The sequence below is a fragment of the Candidatus Hydrogenedentota bacterium genome, assembly GCA_019695095.1.
Lineage (GTDB): Bacteria > Hydrogenedentota > Hydrogenedentia > Hydrogenedentales > SLHB01 > JAIBAQ01.
Window position 1 is genome coordinate 1 of record JAIBAQ010000093.1, and the last position, 24,282, is coordinate 24,282.

Genomic DNA, 24,282 nt, shown 5'->3' on the forward strand with positions numbered 1-24,282 from the left:
AGTGCGGGCCGGTTCACTTCCGCGACGACATTGGCGATCGTGAATGTCTTACCGGAGCCCGTCACGCCCAGCAACACCTGGTGCTTCAGTCCTTCTCGCAACCCGGCGGCGAGACTTTCAATGGCCTGCGGCTGATCGCCGTCCGGCTTGAACTCCGATACAAGCTTGAAAACATCCATGGAAGGCTACGTCCGAGACATGAATTCGACAGGCATGCGTGAGACGTCGGCTACACCCGGCACTGTGCGGATAGTGGAGGCGACGCGTGCGATGCTGTCCTGGTCCGGCGCTTCGAAGACAAACTCGAAATAGCTCTTCCCGTTTTCGCTGGGATGGTATTGCGCGCGCGTGATGCTGATGTTCATGGGGCGAATGGCATTGGTGATGTCGGCAAGCATGTTTGGCCGTTGGCCTGTCGTCACGCGCATACCAATCTCGACATGCTCTTCGCCCTGCCACGACGCCTCCACGATACGGTTCGAGTCGCGCTTGGTGTTGGCGAAATTGCGGCAATCGGCGCGGTGCACGGTAATCCCCGGCATCTTCGTGATGTAGCCAATGACCGCGTGCCCCGGCATCGGCTTGCAGCATTTCGCGAAGTTCACCGAGATGCCCTTTGCGCCCTCGACGCGGATCAGCTTGTCCCGCGTCGCGTCGTCGACCTGCTTGATGATGCGCGGCCGCGTTTCCGGAAGGACGCGAATGGTGTCGCGCTTGATCTGTCCTTCCAACGGCTCGAGTTCGCCGAGTTCGCGCAAACGCTGGCGGATGCGCGTACGAGCCTTGCCCATGACCACGACTTCGAGCCAATCGAGGTGCGGCGTCTGCGCCTTGGACGTGAGAATCTCCACGACGTCGCCGGTTTGCAGGTTGTAGCGCAGCGGCACCAGCCGCCCGTTGACGCGCGCGCCGATGCAGTGATGACCGATATCCGAATGGATGTGATACGCGAAATCGAGCGGCGTCGCGCCTTCCGGAAGTTCGCGCACTTCGCCCTTGGGCGTGAACACGTAGATATCGGAACGGCCCACGTCGCGGCGAATGGTGTCGAGGAACTCATCGGGGCCGTGCGTTTCCTGCAACCACTCATACATCTGGCGCAACCAGTTGAGCTGCTTGTCGAGCTTGGTATCTCGCGTCCCTTCTTTATACTGCCAGTGCGCCGCGATGCCTTCGCGCGCGGTGCGATCCATATCCTCGGTGCGGATCTGGATTTCCAGCGCGCGGCCGTTTTCGCGCATCACCACGGTGTGAATGGACTGATACATGTTTGCCTTGGGCATGGCAACGTAGTCTTTGAAACGCCCCGGCACCGGCGGCCACAACGCGTGAACCACGCCGAGGGCGTTGTAGCACTCCGATTCCGTTTGCGTGATGATGCGCAGAGCCAGCACGTCGAGCACCTGATCGAAGTCCTTGCCCTGCTGGACCATCTTTCGGTGAATGCTGTAGAGGTGCTTGGGCCGGCCAATAACGCGCGCGTTCACTTCGGCCTCGGACAAGCGGTTTTCCAGGTACTCGATGGTGTCGTTTAGCCACGACTCGCGCTCGTGGCGCTTCATGGCGACTTGCGTCGCGATGTTCTTGTATTCGACGGGGTTGAGCTGGTGGAACGCGTGGTCCTCCAGTTCCCATTTCCATTGCGCGATACCGAGCCGGTGCGCAAGCGGCGCGTAGATGTCCAGCGTCTCCTGCGAGATGCGGCGCACCTGATCCGGGTTCTTGAGGAACTCGATGGTTCGCATGTTGTGCAGGCGGTCGGCAAGCTTAATGAGAATAACGCGGACATCGCGCGCGGTGGCCACCAGCATCTTGCGCAGGTTGTCAGCCTGCTTCTCCTTCTGCGACGGCTTCGCGTTCGACAGCTTCATCGTCTTAATCTTGCTTACGCCGTCAACAAGCGATGTGATTTCCTCGCCGAACTCCTTCTTTAGCTCGTCATGCGTGACGCGCGTATCTTCCAGCACGTCGTGAAGCAGGCCCGCGGCAATGGTGACCGGGTCGAGGTTGAGTTGCGAGAGAATGCGCGCGACGGCGATACAGTGAGAGACATACGGGTCGCCCGAGGCGCGGTTCACCCCGTGGTGCGCGTCATTCGCGACACGGTACGCCTTGCGCACAATGTCGAGATTGGCGCCGGGATGATTTTTCCGAAGCTGTTTTAGGAGTTTCGCAAATTCTGTACGCATGAACGGATACTACGAGGTTGGCCTCACGCCATTACATACCAGGCACGAATTGCCTACGGTGTATAAACGCGCATTGTACCATGTTTCATGCCCCAGTCGCGTGTCGGGGAAGGAGACCGTGGGGGTAGGAGACCTGCCGGTCGCGGGGAGTGGCCGGGTCAGGAGACCCTGCCACAACGGAGGACAGAAGATTGCGCAAGTCAGAGCTTTCGGTATACGTCGCGTCGATGGCGGATGTAGTGGACCAGGACTACCCTTTGCGACGGTTCAATTCCGTAGACGATTCGATAATCACCCACCCGAATACGGTAGATCCCCTCCGCGCCGGAAAGACGAACAGACCTTGGAGGAATGGGTTTGGTCTTCAACGACTCAAGGGCCTTCAGTACCCGTTTGACCTGGACCGATGGCAGGCCACGAAGGTCCTTCTCGACGGAAGGCCTGAAAACGATCCTATAAGGGTCCATTTTGGGAAAGACGTTGTGTCAGTTCGTCGAGCGAGATCGGCCTTTCCTTGCGACGTTCTGCAACTACGGCAAGATCGTGTAAGTCTTCCATTAGCTTCTCGTATCGCGCCAAGGACAGAAGCACCCCCGTACGCTTGCCCTGAGCGTCAACTACGTATTGTTCACCGCGGGACATAGAATCTAATCCTCTCCAATGCAAGTCCGACGTCGACAGCGCTCTTGAAGGAGTCTACCATGATTCTGCAGCGAAGAGAACATTATCTGGCCTGATTATCCGGCCCGCTACCGAGTTCTCTCACTCAACGAAACTCGTCGAGAGAAGTGGGATTACGACATCCTGCAATGCGTTTGTGCGAGACTCCAATACGGCCAAGACGCTACCTAACCCCTCCGCCAAGCTCGAGAGTCTTGTGCGCTCTTCCAAGCTTCTGGAATAGCCGCACACTTCGCACAAGCCAGACAAGCCCATAGATGGTAGTCACAAGCGAGGGAAGCGAGGCGCCAAGTACCTGCATAGCGGAACGATCAATGTTGCCTAGTGGAAACACGAAGATCTGCACGTACAGTCCTGCTATTCCCCAAATAACGCACAGAATCGAGAAGACGACGAAGACTGCGATTCCCAAGCGGGGCACCCCGAGCCGGATCGGTAATGCCACCGGTATTGTTGCAAGATATACGCACAAAGGTACGGCCAGAATTGCTGTAAAAGCGACTAACGTCCATTTGAGAGGTGCAAAGTCTTGGATAGTCAAACAGGTAAAGGCGAGAAGCACGAGCGCAAGGACATACGGTGAAGCTATAACTAAGTAATGCACTCCTGGTATACGAAATGGCAAAGCCGGAAGCTTGGCAAGATCGGTTAGCCTCTTCTGCTCCATCACGGTCAGGTTGGTCCTCCTGAAACCGCGCTGGGCCTTGCGGGCGTTGCCGAGCTGCTGCACGGCCTGTGCCTCAGCTTCCTCGCGACCTGCGCCTTCCCGGATCAGGTGCTCGACCGTGTCTTCGTAATGCGGCAGCAACTCTTCGCGGATGCGCGTCACGGCATCCGCGCAAAGGCCAGACGTGGCCGTAGCGATCCAAGTCGCGAAAGGATCGGCTGGCGTTGAAGCGGTCGTCACGAAGTCTCCCCCAGAATCATCGAGACCGCGCGCACCATGCGCCGGAACTCCTTGCGCTCGGCCACGAGCACTTTGTGACCCTCGTCGGTCAGACGATACTCGCGGCGGACGCGCCCGTTAATCGTGCGTTCCTCGGAACGGATGAGTCCTTGATTCTCCAACTCGTGCAACGCCGGATACAGCGTGCCTTCCTTGAACTCCAAAACGCCCTTCGAGCGCGACTTGATGTCCTGCGCAATGCGGTAGCCGTGCGCCGGGCCGCTCAGCAGCACCTGAAGGATAAGCGTGGGCAATGTCCCCTTGAGATTCATGCGTCTAGCCCGGTCCCCATACATAGGTTGTCGATGTATTAAGGATAGACCAAAACGCTCGGATTGGCAAGGGGGCGGTCTCCTCGTAAAACCGGACAAGACACCACTGTCATGCTGAGTCCGCCGTTGGCGGACGAAGCATCTGGCTTAAAACCCAGCTCCATTCATGCCAGATGCTTCGCTGCGCTCAGCATGACAAATAAATACAGGCTCCAAGTGTCGTCCTGAACAAGCTATTCTTAAGAGGAAGAGACTATCCCTAGCCTACCGTTTCTTCAGGATGTGTTCGACGATGCGGGGGCCGTGGTCGCGGCTGTTTTCGACGAAGACGGTGTTGGATTCCGTGCCGGCGCAGAGGGTTCCGGCTACGTAGAGGCCGGGCACCGTCGTCTCGAAGTAGTGGTTCAGCAGCGGCTTCCGGCATTTGCCATCGATGACCGCGCCGAGCGAGGAGATAAGCGAGGTATCCGGTTCGTAGCCGGTCATGGCGAGCACGAAGTCGTTGGGAATGGTGATGAGCGGGCCGCGTTCCGGGCACAGGACCACCTCGTCGGGTCGAATCTCTTCTACCTCGACGTTGCGATAGCACTCGATAGAACCTTCCTTGATGCGGTTCTCGATATCCGGCTCGATCCAATACTTGGTTTCGAAGCTGGTGCCGCGCATGGCGACCGTGACGTGTGCGCCGCTGCGGTATAGCTCCAACGCGACTTCCGCCGCCGAACTTCCCGCGCCGATAACCAGCACGTCGTGTCCGGCATACCAATGCGCCTCCGAATAGCGGTGCGAGACTTTTGGGAGGTTCTCGCCGACGATGTTCATGCGGCGCGGGCTGTCGTAGAAGCCTGTCGCGACAACGACGTGTCGCGCGGACCACACGAATTCGCGTTCGTACATGTCCATTGCGGCCACGCGGAAGAGGTCGTTCTCGGCGAGGATGCTCTTCACTTCCCGGTATGTCGTAACCTTCAGGTCGAAGAATCGAACGAAGGCCCTGAGATAGGCCAGGTATTCCTGGCGCGTAGGATTCTTCTCGGTCGACACGAGCGGGAAATCGCCCAGCTCCAGCTTGTCGGTCGTGGAGAACCAGCGCATGTACGTGGGATGGGAGCAGAGCGCACTTGCCACGGGACCTTTGTCGATAGCCACGGCAGACAACCCGGCCTGTTTCGCGGCCAGCAGCACGCCGAGGCCCGCTGGTCCCGCGCCAACAACAATGATATCCTGGGTGGCATCAAGTCCGTACGTCTTCATGGAAGAACCTGCATTTCGGGCGATTGTAGCATAGGGCGCGCGCGGCGTGGTGCGTTCAATCGAAGAACCGGAAACGCACGATGGCGTACAACGCGGAGACGCCGTCTTTCCAACCGATCTTCTTCCCTTCGGCATAGGTGCGCCCGTGATAGGCAATCGGAACCTCGTAGATTCGATATCCCCGTCGCGCGACCTTCGCGGTAAATTCAGGTTCAAAACCGAAACGATTCGACCGGAATTGGAGATCTTTGAGAATCGACGCGCGGAAAACCTTGTAGCACGTCTCCATGTCGGTCAGGTTCAGATTGGTCAGGGCATTGGAGAACAAGGTCAGAAACATGTTGCCCATCGAATGCCAGAACAAGAGTACGCGCCGCGGCCCGCCCATGAATCGCGAACCGTACACGATGTCGGCCTTATCGCTGAGTATCGGGTCCAACAGGCTCGGATATTCACGGGGGTCGTACTCAAGGTCCGCGTCCTGGATGATGACAATGTCTCCGGTCACGCGCGCAAACCCCGTTCGCAGCGCGGCGCCCTTACCCTGATTCACCTCATGATGAAGAACGACCACCCCGTCATTGTTATCCAAAGCCTGTAGCGCCTCGCGCGTCCCGTCGGTGGACGCGTCGTTCACGACGATGATCTCCGTGTCGTACGGAACGGCCTTCACGCAAGCAACGACCTCCGCGATGGTACTTGCCTCGTTGTACACCGGAATGACTACCGAGATCTTCACGCTTCCTCCCCGCGTCAATATGGCTTCCGGTAAGCTTACCCGGTTGAGTCCACGGAGTCTATCCCTCCGCAGACTACATTCCCTCTGCCGACCCTGCTATCGTCTTACGTATGGTTGGGGAGGTTTTCAGCATGGATGATCCCGGTTCCACAATCGACCGCCGCTTGATAGTGGGGGCGCTTGTCATTTCACTAGTTGCCACAACGGTCATCGTGGCGGTTGCGTGGTTGCCTGACCTCCTGCATTCTCTTTCGGCTAAGGCGCGTGTAGCGCTGCCCGTGGAAACGCCCGTAACTTCCGCAACCCCCGACCCAACGCCTGCTCCTGTGGCAGCGGCGCAAGCCCCCTCGCCGGCAATCAATGCGGCCAACATCTCTACTACTCCACCGGCACCCGCGCCGCAACGCGAAGCGGAATCGCGCAATCCCGATGCGCCGGAGACGATCATCCGCGTGACCGGTGACGCAGTGATATCGAAAGCCAAGCGATTCGGTATCAACATCGGCGCGCGCAACATCTATGGCGCGGAACAGATGATCAAAAACATTATTCCGAATCCAGGCTTCGAGTCGGGCATCTACGGCACGGTGTTTCACTCCCTGGACGGCTCAACGGGACGGCGGATCGTACAAGACTTCTGGGAAACCGCGTGGAATCTCGACGAATACGGGATCGGACAGCCCGCGGGATTCTGGAAGGGCGGCGAATACGAAGGCGTGTACGGCGCGGTCAAGGGGCGCTCGGGGGCCATTTCCGATTTCACGTTGGAGAACAATCGGAACGTCTTTCATCTCGATGCCGATGGACCCGCGCCCAACAAATGGGACGTGTTCTTCGCGCGCACGCATCTGCCGGGCATCGCGGCGGGCAACCGCATGAGCGAAGACGCCGTCGATACAACTACGACCCGACCCGGAAGCCCGGGAAAACAATCGTTGCGACTGGGTGGAGCCAATCCGGACTTCACGCTCTATCTCGACAGCGAATGGCGCGATGGCGACCGTACAGCGGGCAAGCTGCTGGTCGTGAAGGGGAATTGGAAACTGTCGCTCTGGGCAAAGGGCCGAAGTAGTGCGGACAAGATCCGCGTGCAGTTCTATCGCGAAGGCGAAGCGTACTTCGTGGACGAGACCATTCCTCTTACCGAGGAGTGGCAATCGTTCGAGCGCGTGTTCGTGGTCCCGGAAGGAGGCGACCGGCTCGACGGATACACGGTCGAAGGCAATCATCCGATTCTTCTGTTTCGCATCGTCGCCGAAGAAGGCTCCGGCGTGTGGCTGGACGACCTCGATGTCGAGTGCGCCGATAATGCCAACCCGACGGTGTTCACCGACGCGTTCGTGAATGCGTTGAAGGATTTGCGGCCCGGCGTATTGCGTAATTGGAGCACCCAGCTTGGCGACACCCTCGACAATCAACTGGCCGAACCGTGGGCGCGCAAGACCATCGGGTTCCGGCCCGGGTCGCGTGTTGCCGAGAACTACTGCTTTTCGTTGCACGAGTTCCTTCAACTCTGCAACGAAGTGGGCGCGGAGCCTTGGTACGTCGTTCCGCCTACGTTTTCTCCGAACGATTTGAAGGGCATTGTGGAATACCTCGCCGGACCCGCAGACGGCGCCCATCCGTACGCGGATCGCCGCGCCGCGTTGGGACAGACCGAGCCGTGGACGTCCGTGTTCTCGACGGTACACCTGGAATACGGCAACGAAATGTGGGGAGCCGCGTCAGGAAGCGATCCGTTTTTCGGCGCGTCGGCTCTCGGCGGCGAACGCCTCGGAAGCATCGCGGGCGACCGCTTCGGCATTCTCAAGACGAGCCCGCTGTATACGCCGGAGAAACTCGATCTGATCATCGGCGGACAGGTGGGGTACCCTGAACGGCAAGGCGAGATAGCTGCCAACAGCACCAACCACGCGACCGTTGCGTTGGCGCCTTATTTCGGCGAGTTGGAGCGCGGCGACACACCGGAAACGATGTACTATCCCTTGTTCGCGCGTCCTGCGGCGGACGCAATCACCGGAAACGTGCGCAAGAGTTGGGACTTCATCGCGAGACGTTCGAAGTCCACGCGCTTGGCCGTCTACGAGATCAACTTCCACACGACCGGAGGCGACGCGCCCATTGAAGTGCGCAACGCGTTTGTCACCGGCGCGTCCGGCGCGATTGCCCTGCCGCTGTACATGTTGTCGTACCTGCGCGATTTCGGCGCGCGCGAACAATGTGGCTTCACGTCGTTGCAGTATGCCTTTCGCATGGAGAACAAGGAGTACGTGCGCATCTGGGGCATGCTGCGCGATATCGCCGCCACGGGACGCAAACGGCCGACCTGGCTCGGCGTGGAACTCGCCAACAAGGCGGTTCAGGGTGACCTCGTGTCGACGGCGCAAAGTGGCCGCAACCCCCTCCGCGTTCAGCCGACAGGGAAGAGCATCGACAAAGAGACGCCATTCAACTTGGTGCAATCGTTCGCATTTCACGATGGCGCGTCATGGTCCATCGTGTTGTTCAACCTGGATATTGCATCGGAGCAACCCGTTCGCGTGGAGTTTCCCGAAGGCGCGCCCACAAAGGGGACGATCTACCAGATAGCGCCATCGCGGCTCGACGACACCAACGAGCAAAAGACAACGGTGGAAATCGCAACAACACCGCGCGACGACCTGAGCAGTCCCATTGCCCTCACGCTTCCCAAGCATTCCATTACGGCGGTGGTGCTGAAGCCGTAAACACTCACGGCGGAGTGGATACCGGCCCTAACGCAGTATTCGGATCTAGGTTTGAGCCCAAGAGTGTGGCAGGCATCCTGCCTGCCGCTTTGGAAGGGAATGAAGAGGCAGGCAAGATGCCCGCCACACGAAAGGCAACCACGCGCCTCACCACGTACACAACGCGTACTTATTCCTCGCCGCAATACGCAAAACATCGTAGCCCGGCGCGGCATAGCCGCAAGCCAATGACTCGACCACCGATTCACACCGATGATTTGACTCGATACTCCAGAGCGCTGTAAGCGCGAAATACTCCAGCCTGGGGTGAGATTCGCGTCAACGGCGCGAATCGAAACCCCAGGTACCCGTCCCCACCCAACGAGCGCCCTGTCAGGGCGCAAACGCCACGCCGCAGTAATCGACTGCGGCGCTACCGGGGACAATGTTCACGTGCGCCTCACGCTCTTACCGTCAAAGCCTCTACTTCCTCACACCGAAGACATCGCGAATGGCTTCGAGATATCCCAGCCCATACACCGTGTCCGGTTCGAGGTAGCTGCCTTCGGTCCACTCGTTCCACGCGTTGAACGACAGAATCTTCGGTTGATTCGGCGTGCGGTCCACCAGATCCTTGAACTTCTGTAAAGCTTCGCGAAACGCTTCGGGCGTGTTCCCATCGAGCACCGGCGTATAGGGATACCCTACGTTCTCGAACACGTCCGATTGAACGGTGCGCGGACTCGAATCCCACCCCATTGTCACGTTCGGGAAATACGGCAGCTCATACTTTGCGATGAACTTCTCCGCATCCACCACCGACGCATCGCGCGTAGCCGCATACGACTGCTTCGGAAAATCCTTGAGCGCTTGATGATGCACCCACACATAGCTGGAGATGCTGTCGAACCCGAGATCCTTGAGCAGGCCGTTCACGTCGGTCACCACTTTGTCGCTCGGCAAGACCGCTTGTCCCCACACGACGGCATTGATGTTCAGCTCTCCAAGCCCCGCCGCGCGCACGCGCTCGCGAAACGCGTCCATCTCCGCGCGCGTTTGTTCGACGCCGCCCAATCCCGCCATGAGTGCCGTGAGGTCGTAAAACGATACGTACAACCCTCCGTTGACCCGCCAGTACGAGGGGTGGGTGAAGTAATGCTTGATCATGTGGTCCGTGGCATCGCGAAAGATCTTCGGAGATACGGCTCCCTTGGCGAGGATGTTCGCGGGACGGCTGCGTTGCGACGGTTGAATATCCAGCCAATCGTGGTTCGCCCACATGATCGAAAACTTCAATCGGCCGTTGTTCTTGGCATTGAGGAAACCGTTGTCGAGCCCGCCGTTGAGATACGGCCCGAACTCATACCAATACCAATCGAAGATAAACGCGGTCAGTCCGTGATCAGCGGCGGCAGCGATCTTCTGTTCCATCGCTTCCGGCTTCGATTCGTCCGTGTATCCCCATAGCGGAACGCGGGGCTGGCGATGCCCCTCGAAGCGAGGCTCCGCGCGCTTGACGAGTTCCCATTCCGTCCATCCGGGGCCGTGCCACTTCGCGTTCTGAGGATCGGGGTGGTAGTTCGGAAAATAATAGGCGGCAAGCTCATACCCCGACGCGTTGTTCTTGGCGGACGCGGCGTCTTGAGCCGATGCGCCAGCCACTATCACGACCGCAAATACGAACCATCCGAAACACCTGCTCAACATACCAAATCCCCCCTGCCCCTACGGGGCGATGTATACCCACGCGCTGACACCGCTGCCAAGGGTAAGCCGCTCGCGCGTGTACAGGTCGCCCTCGTAGCCGTCGGCCCGCGCCAACTCATCCCGAGTCAGTTCCAGGATACGCCCCGGCACGCGTTCACCTGTCGCCGGTACACAATTCGGAAACGTCTCGCCGCCGTCCTCGACCGACGCAAGCCGGTATCCCTCCAGGACATCCGGCCGTCCCTGAATGCAACGACCGATAACCCGATCCTGAATGCCTGGGTCCAACAGCGTGCCGTAGGCGAAAAGCATCGACACACCTTCTGCATCTCGACTCGGCATCCTACGCGCTCCAATGACCTGCTCCAATCCGTAGTGTACGGGAGACGCGCCGCGCCGCGCACGCATGAAAATCACACGGCTCTGTATTAAGCGGGGGGCAACTAACTGGCGGCAGCCCGCGTGCAACGACCCGTTCCCATTGAGTACAGTGTGGCCTCGCCGCGACTTGACCAAGCTCGCGGCCCGCGCTATCGTGTCATAGCTTCACTACTGAATTGACGAAAGTAACGCACCACAATGCCGACCCTGAACTGGATTGGAAAAGAAGCGGTGGTCAACCACCACCACCAAGTCCCCTTTCACCTTCTCAAAGACGTTCCCGAACTCTCCTGCGACGACCCCGGTTCCGGCAACCTGATTGTTCAAGGCAATAATCTAGTCGTCTGCCAAACCCCATACGAGTTCAAAGTGTCATGAAGATAACCCTTCAAACCACGGGGAACACGGGGAGAGTCAAGACGGAGCAAAAATCAGGGACTGACGCAAGCGAAGCGAACGCTGTGAGCGCAGACGTGTCTGTCCCTGATTCTTGCGGACTCTGAGCGTGCGAAGAGTGGACCAACTTAAAATCGAAAAATGTGATCTAGAGTCTGCAAACCCCTGCAAATAGTATGTCTGCAAAGAGGCGACTGCAATTTGCGATCGCCTCTGGGTTAAGAAGTTGTGAAGCCAACCGTTGTGGAATGGTCTTCTTTAGGATCACAATTTGTGACCTTAAACGCGGAAACCATTGAAAACACACGGGGTACGAATAACCGGCCGCAGATTGCGACCGGTTCCGGGAGTTAAGGTGTTATGAAGTCCGGCAAGCCGATTGAAAGTTGTATCCTCACCGTTCGCGGCCAGAAGGTGGTCCTGGATGCAGATTTGGCGGAACTTTATTGCATTCAAACTCGCGTGCTGAACCAAGCTATTAAGCGCAATGCAGACCGGTTCCCGGAGGACTTTGTATTTCAGCTCACGGCAGAGGAAAAATCCAAGGTGATCACAGTTTGTGATCACCTCTCCAAACTCAAGTTCTCAAAAACATCGCCCTTTGCCTTCACCGAACATGGAGCCATCATGGCGGCGACCATTCTGAACAGCCCCGAAGCCGTAGCGATGAGCGTCTATGTAGTCCGGGCCTTCGTCCAGATGCGCCAACAGATCGCCGCCAATGCCGAAATCCTCAAGCGCCTTGCCGAGATCGACAAGACGCTCCTCAAGCACGACGAATCGCTTCGCCTCATCTGGAGCCACTTGAAACCCTTGCTCATTCCCCCGGACCCTACACCCAAACGCCGCATTGGCTTTAATCGGGACAAGAAGGCATGACCTCAACGTCTTGCACGTGAGCAATTTACGTCGTCGCTCAATCGCGCCGGTGCAAGTTGCGGACTACACTCTTGTCGGCAGCAGACTGAACAGCCTCCGTCTTCTCTGCGCCGTCTGCTACGCTCACACCGACCGCAACGTACTTGCGCGTATAAATGAGGGGCAAGATTCGAAGGGAGGACGCGCGGGCTTGGAAATCAGGCGGCGATTGGGTCACCATGGTTCTCGGATGAACGGCTCAATGAGGGAGGGATTCCGATGAGGTGCTGGAAGGGATTTGCCGTTTTCGCGATGGCTGCCGTTGCCATGGTTAGTTTTGTGTCCGGCGCATCGGCTGGGTCGCGTTCAAATGCGGGGTTGCGAACGATGAACGATACGGATTCCGTCGCATCGGCGTTGGAAATTGCAGGACGCCAGAACGAACAGACGCATCAACTGACGACGTTCAATCTGGAGCGGCGTTCCAAAACGATTGCGATTCCCAGGGGAAAGACGGTCACCATCGGAGAGGTCAAGGGCAAAGGCTACATTGCCAACCTGTGGATGACCTTCCCGGGGTGGTTCTGGCAGCACTGGAACAAAGACGCGGCCATCAGTCCCACCATCCTGAAGACCTTGATTCTGCGTATCTATTGGGACGGGGCTTCAAAGCCCGCCGTCGAAGCGCCGGCCGGGGATTTCTTTGGCGTCGGCCTGTGCGAAGTTGGCAACTTCGCATCGAACTATGTGGGCACATCGAGCGGAGGATTCTTCTGCAAATTCCCGATGCCGTTTCGCAAGGGGTTCCGGATCGAAGTGGAGAACGTTGACGAAACGATCGACACGGATGTCTTCATGAATGTTCTGTACCAGCTCACGGATGAGATTCCGGGCGATGCCGGGTATTTTCATGCCCAATTTCACACGGGACGTAACGATGGCCCAATTCCCATCGACGTGGGACAATTCGAGGGCAAGGGCCAGTACGTGGGTATCACCCTCTCCATGCAGGGGCAGGACCGCAATTATCTGAGCTTCTTGGAAGCCCCCGAGTATGTGTATATCGACGAGGACTGGGAAAAGCCGAGAATCACAGGGACGGGTCTGGAAGACTATTTCATGGGCGGGTGGTACTTTCGCGAGGGTGTGTTTGCGGGACCGTTGCACGGTTTGCCCGTAAAGGACACGTTGAACGCGAGCGTGGCGATGTACCGTTTTCACGATCAGGACGCAATCCGATTCACGAAGCGATTCAAGATGCAGTTTGTGAATCCGTGGGACCCGGATCGGTTGCGGCCTTTTGCATATTCCTCGGTGGCCTATGCATACGTGGATTCGCCCGAGGGACAAGGCCCGGCGCTGCCGGGTCGCGACGGTTTGCTTTGTTGGTACCGTCTACGTGACCGCGACCACCAGAGCATTCCATAGTCCGCAATTTGCACCGGCGCGATTGAGCGCCGACGCAAATTGCTCACGTGCAAGACTTTGAGGTTATGCCATGAGGATTTCTCGCGAACACACTCTGTCTTCGGAGAGCCGCTTTGATTTTCGTCGCAAGTCTCGCAAACACACTGGTTGCGAGAGAGGTTCAAGTGTGTTCGTGAGAAATCCGGACTAGGAATCGAACGCGCCGATAAGACCACTGGCATGCTACAATGCACGGCGGCCGATTTGACGCATCTCGAACAACCTGGCAGGACTGCGGAACCAGCACCTATGCGCGCGCACATCGCCATCATTTGCTTGTCCATACCCCTTGTATGGGGCGTTTGGGGCTGCGGACGCGACGTCGCACCCCCCAAGACCGTGGTGTATGCCGCCAAGGAAGAGACTGCCGAGCCGGATGCCGTGCGCGAGTTGAACAAGGAGCTGGCGCGCATGGCCGCGGAGACGCCGCACGAAACGCCGCCGCCCCTGGGTCCGCCCGTACGTGAAGAACAGCCCGCACCCGAAGAGCCTCCCAAGGAACCTGAACCTCCGAAAACCATTGAAGAATTGGGAGCGGAGGTTACGGCGCTTCGCACGGAGATACGCCGTTTGCAGGATTCCGTCAATGAAACGCTCGATTTACTGGTGGCCGATCTCCACGACGAAAATCAGCGGTTGCGCGCAGAAGTGGAGCGTCTATCCTCGGCTGCACCCGAGAAAGCACGGATTGAGCGCGGCGCCATTCCGATGCCGGGAGGCGACGTAGTCGCCGAGGTGGAGAAGCAGGCCGCGGCGACTCCGGATGCACCTCTTGAGCCAGCACCCGAAGGTCCGCCCAAGGTGGAAGTGCTGAAGGAATGGGGCCGGACCGCCGAGGAAGCGAAAGAGCTCGGTCCAAATGTCTCATCCCTGAAAGGGATGATCCTGGCGGCGCCGGCACAACTGACGGATGAACAACTGGCCGAACTAGGACGCAACCTCTACAACGAATACGCCGCGTACGAGGCGGTGGTCATCGATGTGTTTGACGATGTGGAAGCGGCGCGGGATTACGCGGAGCGCAACATCAAGTCCGGCGAACATCACGTGTTGCGCATCGCCAAGCATCGTAGTACCAACGACGACCCAATTCTGTTGACGCGCGGTGGCAAGAACCTTCCGGTATCTCAGTAACGCCAAGGAACCCCATGTCCTTTTCAACCGGTTTCAAAACATGGAAGTCTATTCGACTCTTTCAGGTCTGCGCAGTCTCCGCACTGTTGTGGATCGCGATGATCGTCTCAGGTTGCGGACTATGGAAACCTTCGGTTCCTCCCCTCACCGCCGATCAGCTTATCGCCATGACCCCCGAAACCTGCACGACGGCGCTGGTGTTTCCTTCCTTCGACGGCGCGTATCAGGCCCTGCTGCTATTGCTCGACCGCGCGGCCCCCGAAAACGTAGACGTAGAAGTCGAGGCGCAGGTTGTCGCGCGACCCTTGGCCACGATGGCAGGAGAGCCGGATGCCACGGACATCATCGACATCGCGATGGCGAAGGGAATCGACCCCGCGCAGCCGCTCGCGCTCTATCTGGGTTCGGGCACCTCATCCGCTTCTCTTGACGCGTCTACCCAGGAGACCTTGCCTTCAGGGGTCGTGAATCCCGCCGCGCTGATCAAGCAGATAATAGAGCAGCGGCCCTTCGTCGCAGTTCTGCCTCGGTACAGCCAGAAATACATCGAGCAGGCCGTGGAGGACTGGTCGAAGGGCAAAGGAGTTCGCGAAGAAGCACTTGCGGGAATCGAACCGGGACTTCGCATTCGCGAAGACGGGCGATTGTGCTGGTTTTTCACACCGGAAGGCATCGTCATTGGCAACTCAGCGGATCTCGCGAAGGAAGTGGCCGCGCGAAGGCAGCAACCCGCGGATATCCCTCACGACGCCGAAGCAACTGCCACGGCCGACCTCATTCAGATTGTGCGCGGCACGAAGACTCCCTCTGACGATCAGCGCGAAACGGGTCCACTTGCGGTTACCGCAGACTTGCTCGGCGCTTTGCTGGATGCAGGCGAAGACGGCGTGCCTACCGTGGTCACATGGCGCGTGGGCGAGTCCGCGCTAGAAGCCACGGCGCGACGGCCCGCCGACACCAACAACGCGCCGGCGCTGCCGCGTCTCGCGCCGCTACTGCCATCGGATGCGAACGGATTCGTGGCACTGCCGTTGTCCGATGAAGGCGTGTCCATGGTTCAAGGCATGGTGGGCGGTTTGGGCATGTCGGATTCGCTGCCGGGCGACGCGCAAAGTCTGCTCGAGTCGATGTCGGGAGAGCTGGCCGTGGCGACCACTGAAGGCGCCTCTGGAAGGCCGAACGTCGTTGTGCTCACCCATCTGAAAACTGGCAAGGCCCAAGAGCTACTGGAGAGCGCGGCGACTGCGCTGACCGTTGAAATGTACAACGGCGTCCGGATTGTCTCGGTGCCGGTTCCCGGCGACTCCGGATACGAGGTGCAATATGCGCTCTTGAATGACACCCTCGCCGCCGCTACTCAGATGGGCGACGTGAAAACCGCCATTGACCGGCTTCAAAGCGGGAAGCCATCGGGCCTCTTCACAAAGCTCGACCCGCCGCTCGATCCCGCTGCGCCCCCAAGCACGGCGATTGTCGCGAAGACTTCCTTCTTTTCGGACGTATTCGTCCCGTTGCTATCACAACGCGGCGCATTTCCATCCGAACGCGTGAAACTGGTCGAGTCGATGTTTGCAAAGGTCCAGGAGCTGCGCATTACGTCCAACGTGGAAGATAAAGCGAAAGTCACACGCCTTTCGGTGCGCGTGCAGTAGTTGTCCCGTAGGAAAGAAAGAATCGAGGAAGGCATGGTATTCAATATCGATCTGACAAAGTACAAACTCGTGGACTTGTCGTGGGAAGTGACGCCAAACGCGATGCCGCAGGACCGTCCATTCGACATTCGAGAAGGACGGCTCGGCGACGGTACGCTGAAGTACGAAATCACGAACACGCATACGCACGTGGGCACCCACATCGAGTCGCCGGTTCATTTCTACTTCAAAGGCAAGACGTGCACCGACTATCCGCTTGATCACTTCATGGGTAAGGCGGCTTTGCTAACCACCGATATTCCGGAGTGTGCGCCGAGCGTATCTCTTGCGCACGTGAAGGAACAACTGGAACCTCGGCGCGGCCAATTCGAGATTCTGTACGTTCGCAACGATACCCCACGCCGCCCATTGTATTTCGACATCGATTGCGTGCCGTATTTCGCTGAACTGGGATTGAAGCTGTTTGCTTTCGACAGCACCATCAATTTCGGACGCGAACCTGAAGACGGCCGCACGTTCCATGATCTGCTGCTGAGTCGCGACACGTTGCTCATTGAGTTTCCGGCGAATGGACGGGCAATCGATAAAGACTTGTTCTATCTCTTTGCGATGCCGTTGCGCATCAAGGATCTCGATTCCAGCGCGTGCCGGTTGTTTGCAGTCGTGGAGCGTTAGCAGAGAACCGCGAGTTGCGTTACAGCGCCTTTTCGTAACCGCGCACTGCGGCGCGGGCCATGGATTCGCGCGTGAATTGTGCTGCACGGAGCGGACCCTTCCGTCGTAACGATTCCCGCAGATTCGAATCCGTGAGAACCCGAATGAGGCCGTCTTCAATGGCGTCAACCGAGAGCGCATCGACGCACAGGGCTCCATCTCCCGCGACTTCGCGGATGGCGGACGCACTCGACGCGAGTACGGGCGTACCGCATGCCATGGCTTCGAGCACAGGCAACCCAAAACCCTCGTAGATTGAAACGTACGCAAAAGCAGCGGCGGCAGCCATGAGCGTGGGTAGATCGCGCGCATCCACGTACCCCGTGAAACGCAACCGGTCGCCAAGGTTCAGCGCGGCAATTGGCTTCATTGCATCGTCAGCAAGCCAGCCCTGTTTGCCCGCGATGACCAGCGCGTGTGGGAGGCCCCGATCTTTCAATCGCGCAAACGCCTCGGCCAAACGCGCCAGATTCTTGCGGGGTTGTACGGCGCCAACATACAGCACGAATTCATCCGGCAAACCATACTTCGCGCGAACGGCCGCGAGTGAATCCGTTGAGGCCTGCGCGAAATACCGCGGATCCACGCCCGGCGCAACCACATCGATCTTCTCAATCGGCGTACCGTATGCGTCCGCAATCTCGCGTCGTATCGCTTCCGTAAGCGCGAACACGCGCGCCGCGCGCCGCAAGGTACCGGGCGTCAACGCATTGAGACGACCGCGCATCGCGGGCGGAAACAACTCGGGATGATGCACCCAACCCACATCGTGAATGCTGACGACATACGGGCGCGGACACACGGGCGGCGCGTTGTATTGCACGTGCAACAAATCGCTCCGCGTGCGAAGGACAGCCACGGGCAATTGCAGCGGCACACGCAACGCCGACGGCACATTGGCCAGCGCGTACGTCTTTAGGCGCGTAGCGCCTTCGATACGAGCCCCGTGGTGCATCAGCGCGAATACGTCGAGATTCGGCGCGTGTGCATCAAGCGCGAACAACAGTTCGCGCATGTAGGTCTCGTTACCTCCTGCACCCGTCCCGATCGCGTGGGCGTCAATGGCTACGCGCATGGAGGTCCAGAGCCTCGTCGTAGGTGGCGCTCACCAGGTCGATCATTCGATCCAGCGTGAAGGTCTTCTCGAACCAGGCGCGCGCCGCAACTCCCATGGCTTGACGACGCGAGGCGTCTGCAATCAACTCGCCCAATGCGGTCCCTAGGGCATCCACATCGCCTGGCTTCACGAGTAGGCCGGTTTCACCGGGGATTAAGGTTTCGCTCGTGCCGCCAATATCGGACGCAACGATGGGCAATCCTGCGGCTTCGGCTTCGAGCACCGACGTAGGGAGTCCCTCCTGCTCGATCGAGGGTTGGGCGAAGATATCCATTGCGGAGAGGGCCGCGGAAAGGTCTTCGCAGAACCCCGTCAGCGTTACGTGCGATCCGAGACCCAAGCGTTTCACTTGCGCGTCGATATCTGACTTGGCAGGCCCATCTCCGACGATAAGTATGTGCGCATTGGGATGCACGCGTATTAGGTTAACCGCGGCATCAATCAGGTGGCGGTGACCTTTCTCGACCGACACGCGGCTGACCGTTCCAACGACTACGGCATCGTCGCGCAGTCCCAGCGCGCGCCGCGCCTGCATTCGATCGCCTGAGTAGCGGAATGGCGTGGGATCGAAGCCCGTGGGGATCACGCGAATGCGTTCTTCCGGTGTCGTACCGCGCAGGATACGCTTCTTCATGTGCTGCGAGACGGTTATGACGCGGTCAAATCCGCGAAGCGAAAAATACCGCTCGATCGACTGGTGCACAAAGCGGCGAAACGGAATCAGGCCGTCCCACCACCCGTAGGCGCTGGCGACGCACGCGCACGGCCACCGGTCACGGCCGATGCCAATCATAACGTTGGAATGGGGATCGTGGGTGTGCAGCAGATCGATGCTGTACTTCTCGATCAAGACATTGACAGTATCGCGCGCGCGGCCCCAATCACGCCGCGACTTCCACGGCACGCGGTCTTCGGCAATCGTAAGCCCGCGCTTTTGCGCCTGTGCGATGAAGAGCCGATCGCCAGCCGTGAAAGCATCATACGGTACGCAGATGATGTTGTAGCGCTCTGCAGGCAGGTGCTTCATCAGGTGCAGCACGATAGAATGCGACCCGCCGAACTCCCAGCTCCGGATGAGATACAGCAGGTTAAGGCGTTTCACCCCGCGCCTCCGGGCGCAAGCGTCATGGCGCCGCGTTCGCGTTCTACGACGTGCGTGTCATCGCGCACTTCCTTGCCATCAGGCAAAACGGCAACGGCCGCGTAATCCCCCCCAAATCCGGACAACGTGACAATGCCTTGCGCATCTGTCTTACCCGCGACTTCTTTCGGCTTCCATTCGGCGAGAAGCGCGCGCAACCGCTGCAAAACCGGCTTTTCCCTGCCGTCTGCCGCGATCAGACCGCCGTTGATGACCGACGATTTATTATCGGAGACATCCCACCACGAAATGGACTTCACACTCGGCCGCGCAAACGCGAGCGTAAAGATCGTCTCCGCATACTCGGCTTGGACATCTTCATCCCACGGCTTCCGCCAATAGCCATTCGTGGATTGAGGACCATATGTCGACGGCACGGAGAACTCGGTGATGTGGATGTCGCGTTTGAAAGCTTCATAGCGCGACACCATGTCGGCAAAGCCGGCCGGCGTGATTGCAGGACCCTGCAAACCTCCAAAGCTGTCGTTGAAGTGAAACCCGGGATAGAACTGCAGGCCGACCATATCGACGTTCTTCATTTGTCCTGCGCGCTCGGCTTCCGCGAGAAACGCTGCGTACGTCGATACCCAGTGATCGACCGGCTTGTTGTCGAGGCCGTAGATAGCGAAGGCTTTGCCGTAGTCGCTTTCGTGCGCGCCGTTCACCAGAGTGTGCAATTCGGGATTCTGCTTGAGACGCGTCGCGGACTTGTCGAACAGATCGAGCATGGATTCCCGCGTGAATCCGGCCTCGTTGGTGAAGTTCGGCTCGTTCATCGCTTCCCATACAGCGATGTGTTTGCCGAATGCGTCGGCCAGTTTGCCAGCGTGTTCAACCGCTTCGGACGCGAGTTGCTCAGGAGGCAGGGTCGCGACGCGTTCGGGAAGTATGCCGTAGCTCTGCAACCAGACCACGCCGTGCGCTTTGACCGTGTAGTCCAGCTTGCGCAGCGCGGAAATGCCGAAGGTCTGATCGATACCCTGCACGCCCGAAGGAGCGCCCAGTTCGTCGGTCCATCCCCAGCCCAAGAGCACGGTCGCGAGATTGAATCCCGCTTCGCGCGCGATGCGGAACGCGGATGCGTTGTAGGGACTGCCTTCAAACACGCCAAAGAGGAAATCCTGGGACTTCGGTACAAGACGCACCTCGCAGTTCGGAACAGGTTTCCCTTCTGCATCCTTCACGGTGACGGCCAGTGACCCCTTGCGCACCATCGGAATGGCCGCGCGCGCCGCCTGCAGTTGGGCTTCATCGCGGCTGCGCAACACCTCGCACAATGCCTTGTCGGAGACAGCGGCACGTTCTTTGGGGTCCGTCTGCTTCTCCGCCTCGTCACATGCCGCCCGGTATTTCGCGAGCGCATCACCAACCAGGAGACCAGACTTCTCGAAATCGTGGATCGCCGTCTTCAGCAATTCGACGTTGAGGTCCAGCACGCGCGAATCGCCCGCTTTCTCGATCGAAAATCCCTTGCCCGAGTTGTCCGCGCGAAGATGCAGCCGTCCGTACGAAGACGTCTGCCAGAACAGCATATTGATGGCAACGGTGCTGCCAGGTTCCACTGCGAGAGCGGGCAATCCCAATTCGCGCGGCTGGCCTTTCTCGCGCGCTTCCGCATCGAATACCGGCCAGCACACGGCTGGGACAGCCCGGTCATCCAAGTCGGTGGCGTACATGAACTGGTTGGCGAACAGGCCCCGCTTGCGCAGATCGTCCCACCGGAGCAACTTGCCGTTCTCGTCATAGGCCTTGATGACGACACAGCCCGCGGCGGGCAGTTTGATTGAGACGGATTCCTCGCCCTGGTACCGATACATGCGAGGCTGCGCGGGATAGATGCCGATGCCCTCTGCGTTTTCCTGCGCAGGAGGTTGCACGAAAAGAAATCCCGACGATACGGGCTTGTCGGGGGAGATGGTGAACTGTCCCTGAAGGTCGGTGCTCGCCTGACCCGCCATGGAGTAGTCGTCGTTCATCAGGCCCACGAACGCATACGGGATGGCTGCGCCGGATGGTCCGGCGATTTCAATGGATCCGGTGAGGGCATGGGCCGCGAGTGCCGCGGACACCCAGGCAAGGCAAGCGAACTTCGCGCGCGACCCGATCACGGCTGGGCGGCAGGCGCGGCCCCGTTGGCCGAGTTGCCGTTGGCTCCGTTCTTCGCGGGAGACTTGAGCGTAGCGGCGTAGAGTGGCAGCGCCGCGGACAACGCCATCACCATCCACCAGATTTTCTGATGCAGCGCATGGAGAAAGACCGCGCAGCACACAAACGCAATGAGGCTGACAAAGACCGTTCCCGCCAGGAGCGCCATGTTGGAATCGCCCGCCTCCTTAAATAAGCGTTGCGATTTCTGGGCGTTCTTGAGCGCCACGAGCATCATGAGAATCATCAGGAACAATCCCACCGCGCCCGCTTCGGAACCGACCTGCAAGTACATGTTGTGCGGACCGTAGTACACGGGGTTCCAGCCCAACTCCTTGTTCATCCAGCGCAACATGGCCGAGTATCGCGAATTCTCGTCGTAGAACTTCAGCCCGAATCCGCCGAGGCCAATACCGGCGGTGGGGAAATCGCGCATGTACTGCCACGCGTACTCCTGCAATTCAAGCCGCGCCGAAGTCGATTCGCTGCCCGAATAACCCGAGAAGTCTAAGACGCGTTCCTTGTACGCGCCCGGCAATAACACCCAACCGAAGACGAGTACAACGGCAAGCGCGACGATGCGATAGGGGTTTACGTGCACCAAACCCTTAACCACCAACGCAACCGCGACAAGAACGCCTACAAGCAACCCCAATCGCGTGAAGGTCAGTACGAGGGCAGCAATTTCCAGGAGCGCGCACAGTGATATGAAGAGCTTTGCGCGGAGCGATTTCACCGTGGAGAACCAATACACGTTGAGCGGAAGCATCAGCAGCAGCGCGAAGGCCAGCCAGTTCGAGTGTCCCGTGAGGCCGCTCACGCGCACCGCCGCGCCCGACGAAAGCCCTTCGGGATCGACGTAGGCAAACTCGCCGCCGCCCGCGATACTTTGGATACCGCTCACGCCGCCCGCCTGCAACGCGGGCACGAAATACTGCGCTACGGCAAATGCGCTCATCGCCGCGCCGCACACGAGGATAAGCACCACAAACCGGTGAATGCGCTCCCGCGTGTTCAGCAGGTGTATCGCGAGGATGAAATACCCCACAACCGTGAGAAGACGCGTCCATTCCGGCCATTGCGCGCGCCACGCGAGCGAGAGGGCGATTCCTACCGCGGCCCATCCCGTGAATACCAACGCCAAGACTACTGGAGTGCCCGTGTAGAAGCGTTTGCCCGTGGTGAGAGCATTTAGCAGCCACGCCGCAATGGTGGCAATACCCACGAGCTTCGCCCCGGTAACCGGCACGCCACCCGCAAATGCGCCAATGTTCGATCCCGTCCCCGAAAGGAGAAGCAGCGCAGTCGTCACGTACAAACCGACCATCGGGTTACGCAACATCAGCACGAATACGAGCGCGCCAATCAGCGCGACCAGGGCCTTCGTGCCCACGGCGAGGATCGCCAACGCAAATGCCAACGCCAAGACGGTAATGCCCAACCCGGCCATTACACTCGGACGTCGCGCACCGGCGGTATCTGTCATTGCAGTCATGAGCGGATTACTCCCAACTTGCCTGCGCCTAACCAGCCCATACTATAAACGACTTCCGCGAAACTGTCCAGAATTTACCCAGCGATTATTGCGGGGCAATGGCGCGGGGATCTCAAGCACCCGAATATGCAGAAATGGACACTGTCAGTGCTCAGGAGCCTTGTTCAGAACATTTGGGGGAAGGATTCCGAGCTCAACCTGAAGCTTGAGGTCTTCCTCGATTGTTTTCAGGGGAATGATCTCCCCGTTCTTGTACTCGTAATGTTCGGCTTTGCCGGGGCTTTTCGCACTGGGGGTTATCTTGGAAAGCGCAACACGTTCCGGAAGACTCAATCCTGCCAGCGTGAACCGGTCGGCAGGCGCGTCGGAGCCCAACTTCCGTATCTTGTACACGCTGACGTACTGCTCCTCCAGCTCTTCTGGCTCGGACTCCGAGTATTCCAACCGATTGAGCAACCAGACGCCGTCGATCTGCTCATACGACCGCTTGACTATACGGAATGGGGTGTCGCCTTTGTCGGGAAATGACTTCACTTGGGTAACAACATAGTCCTTGTCTGGGTCGACGACAACCATCAAATCCGGTTGGGTGGTCTTCGCGGGGCAACGTTTGAGTAGCAGCTCACGCCCTCCACCGGCCTCCGTGTAGGGTTGTACGGTCCACGTGGGCCGTTCGTCTTCGGAAAATGTCCGCTCGTTCTTCAGAAGATCGCCTACCGTTAGACCGTTCTCCGAAATGCTCCACGCCACTTCGAACGGGTCGGGACCCGTCATAGAGTCAATCCTTCGATTGAGCTCCGTCTGCTGAGTCTTGGAGGACCAGTCTTTACGATAGTGTATTTGAACAGAGGGGACATTGGCCCTCATCCAATTGGCGAAATAGTCCGGATTCGCCACAAACCGAGAAGTCAGGACCTCCTGCCCACGCGGCGTTGGGTCGTCTTCATGGACAATCGTTGACAGAACCCTCCGTGTTGCCCAGAACGAATCCCCTTTTCTGATTACGTCCCACTGAGAATCGATCTTCTCGTCGTTCCCGCCAAACGTGCTGTGACCGGTTGTCGTAACTGAGTACTCATACGTCGTGTAGCGATGAAGAGCGGCATTTTGTCGCTCGACAATTTGCGTGAGCAGGGGGTCAAGCTCGCCGCAATGAGCGGATAGTGCAAAGAAAGGAGCTGCAATCAGTGTCGATAAGACGATGGAGAGCTTCGAAATGGAGAGGTTTTTCTGGGGCATTGCACAACACTCCAAGGTTGTGATGCATTCAAAAGCACATGGGAGAAATG

The 24,282-nt window shown here is 58.8% G+C and carries 21 protein-coding genes; 7 read left to right on the forward strand and 14 right to left on the reverse strand.

Translation table 11 applies throughout. From position 1 onward, the window contains the following. The 8 genes from K1Y02_15520 to K1Y02_15555 all read right to left on the reverse strand — a co-directional run. A partial coding sequence (locus K1Y02_15520) for a DEAD/DEAH box helicase family protein (protein MBX7257770.1) occupies positions 1-179 on the reverse strand: 179 nt, incomplete at its 3' end. 6 nt (positions 180-185) lie between these two features. Further along, positions 186-2,189 (reverse strand): bifunctional (p)ppGpp synthetase/guanosine-3',5'-bis(diphosphate) 3'-pyrophosphohydrolase, encoded by a 2,004-nt coding sequence (locus tag K1Y02_15525; GenBank protein ID MBX7257771.1) that lies wholly within the window; start codon positions 2,187-2,189, stop codon positions 186-188. 200 nt (positions 2,190-2,389) lie between these two features. Then, the gene (locus K1Y02_15530; protein MBX7257772.1) at positions 2,390-2,656 is read right to left on the reverse strand and encodes a type II toxin-antitoxin system RelE/ParE family toxin; all 267 of its coding nucleotides are present in this window, start codon (positions 2,654-2,656) and stop codon (positions 2,390-2,392) included. Then, on the reverse strand, positions 2,643-2,831 hold the full coding sequence (locus tag K1Y02_15535) for a type II toxin-antitoxin system Phd/YefM family antitoxin (protein ID MBX7257773.1): 189 nt from the start codon (positions 2,829-2,831) through the stop codon (positions 2,643-2,645). The genes K1Y02_15530 and K1Y02_15535 overlap by 14 nt, the downstream gene beginning before the upstream one ends. Before the next feature lie 202 nt (positions 2,832-3,033). Continuing rightward, positions 3,034-3,777, reverse strand: a complete 744-nt coding sequence (locus K1Y02_15540; GenBank protein MBX7257774.1) for a permease prefix domain 1-containing protein — start codon at positions 3,775-3,777, stop codon at positions 3,034-3,036. Continuing rightward, positions 3,774-4,088: a helix-turn-helix transcriptional regulator gene (locus K1Y02_15545; protein ID MBX7257775.1), complete on the reverse strand. Its 315-nt coding sequence runs from the start codon at positions 4,086-4,088 to the stop codon at positions 3,774-3,776. The genes K1Y02_15540 and K1Y02_15545 overlap by 4 nt, the downstream gene beginning before the upstream one ends. 264 nt (positions 4,089-4,352) lie before the next feature. Continuing rightward, entirely contained in the window at positions 4,353-5,342 is a 990-nt protein-coding gene (locus K1Y02_15550) for a YpdA family putative bacillithiol disulfide reductase (protein ID MBX7257776.1), read from the reverse strand. Positions 5,343-5,397: 55 nt separating this feature from the next. Continuing rightward, a complete protein-coding gene (locus K1Y02_15555) occupies positions 5,398-6,081 on the reverse strand; it encodes a glycosyltransferase family 2 protein (GenBank protein ID MBX7257777.1) in 684 nt (227 codons plus the stop codon). Between the two features lie 131 nt (positions 6,082-6,212). Here K1Y02_15555 and K1Y02_15560 point away from each other — a divergent pair, with 131 nt between their 5' ends. Beyond that, positions 6,213-8,807, forward strand: coding sequence for a hypothetical protein (locus K1Y02_15560; GenBank protein MBX7257778.1), 2,595 nt, complete (start codon positions 6,213-6,215; stop codon positions 8,805-8,807). Positions 8,808-9,269: 462 nt separating this feature from the next. On the opposite strand, the gene K1Y02_15565 is transcribed toward K1Y02_15560, so the two are convergent. Then, positions 9,270-10,493: a glycoside hydrolase family 99-like domain-containing protein gene (locus K1Y02_15565; GenBank protein MBX7257779.1), complete on the reverse strand. Its 1,224-nt coding sequence runs from the start codon at positions 10,491-10,493 to the stop codon at positions 9,270-9,272. 18 nt (positions 10,494-10,511) lie between these two features. Continuing rightward, on the reverse strand, positions 10,512-10,835 hold the full coding sequence (locus K1Y02_15570) for a gamma-glutamylcyclotransferase (GenBank protein ID MBX7257780.1): 324 nt from the start codon (positions 10,833-10,835) through the stop codon (positions 10,512-10,514). 237 nt (positions 10,836-11,072) lie between these two features. On the opposite strand from K1Y02_15570, the gene K1Y02_15575 reads away from it, so the two are divergent. The 6 genes from K1Y02_15575 (at position 11,073) to K1Y02_15600 (ending at position 17,056) form a co-directional block, all read left to right on the forward strand. Continuing rightward, complete coding sequence (locus K1Y02_15575; protein MBX7257781.1) at positions 11,073-11,252, forward strand: hypothetical protein; 180 nt, start codon at positions 11,073-11,075, stop codon at positions 11,250-11,252. Positions 11,253-11,630: 378 nt separating this feature from the next. Further along, positions 11,631-12,149, forward strand: coding sequence for an ORF6N domain-containing protein (locus K1Y02_15580; protein MBX7257782.1), 519 nt, complete (start codon positions 11,631-11,633; stop codon positions 12,147-12,149). 258 nt (positions 12,150-12,407) lie between these two features. Next, positions 12,408-13,556 carry a DUF2961 domain-containing protein gene (locus K1Y02_15585; GenBank protein ID MBX7257783.1) on the forward strand — a complete coding sequence of 383 codons (1,149 nt, stop codon included), beginning with the start codon at positions 12,408-12,410 and terminating at the stop codon, positions 13,554-13,556. A 288-nt stretch (positions 13,557-13,844) separates the two neighbouring features. Then, complete coding sequence (locus K1Y02_15590; protein ID MBX7257784.1) at positions 13,845-14,729, forward strand: hypothetical protein; 885 nt, start codon at positions 13,845-13,847, stop codon at positions 14,727-14,729. A 14-nt stretch (positions 14,730-14,743) separates the two neighbouring features. After that, positions 14,744-16,381: a hypothetical protein gene (locus tag K1Y02_15595; GenBank protein MBX7257785.1), complete on the forward strand. Its 1,638-nt coding sequence runs from the start codon at positions 14,744-14,746 to the stop codon at positions 16,379-16,381. Between the two features lie 33 nt (positions 16,382-16,414). After that, a complete protein-coding gene (locus K1Y02_15600; GenBank protein ID MBX7257786.1) occupies positions 16,415-17,056 on the forward strand; it encodes a cyclase family protein in 642 nt (213 codons plus the stop codon). A gap of 19 nt (positions 17,057-17,075) precedes the next feature. Here the strand turns inward: K1Y02_15600 and K1Y02_15605 are convergent, their stop codons facing one another. The 4 genes from K1Y02_15605 to K1Y02_15620 all read right to left on the reverse strand — a co-directional run bounded on the left by K1Y02_15605 (position 17,076) and on the right by K1Y02_15620 (position 24,232). Then, positions 17,076-18,170, reverse strand: a complete 1,095-nt coding sequence (locus K1Y02_15605; protein ID MBX7257787.1) for a glycosyltransferase family 4 protein — start codon at positions 18,168-18,170, stop codon at positions 17,076-17,078. Continuing rightward, entirely contained in the window at positions 18,154-19,314 is a 1,161-nt protein-coding gene (locus tag K1Y02_15610; GenBank protein ID MBX7257788.1) for a glycosyltransferase family 4 protein, read from the reverse strand. The genes K1Y02_15605 and K1Y02_15610 overlap by 17 nt, the downstream gene beginning before the upstream one ends. 2,143 nt (positions 19,315-21,457) lie before the next feature. Then, positions 21,458-22,993: an O-antigen ligase family protein gene (locus K1Y02_15615; GenBank protein ID MBX7257789.1), complete on the reverse strand. Its 1,536-nt coding sequence runs from the start codon at positions 22,991-22,993 to the stop codon at positions 21,458-21,460. 144 nt (positions 22,994-23,137) lie between these two features. Then, on the reverse strand, positions 23,138-24,232 hold the full coding sequence (locus K1Y02_15620) for a hypothetical protein (GenBank protein ID MBX7257790.1): 1,095 nt from the start codon (positions 24,230-24,232) through the stop codon (positions 23,138-23,140). Between the last annotated feature and the right edge of the window lie 50 nt (positions 24,233-24,282).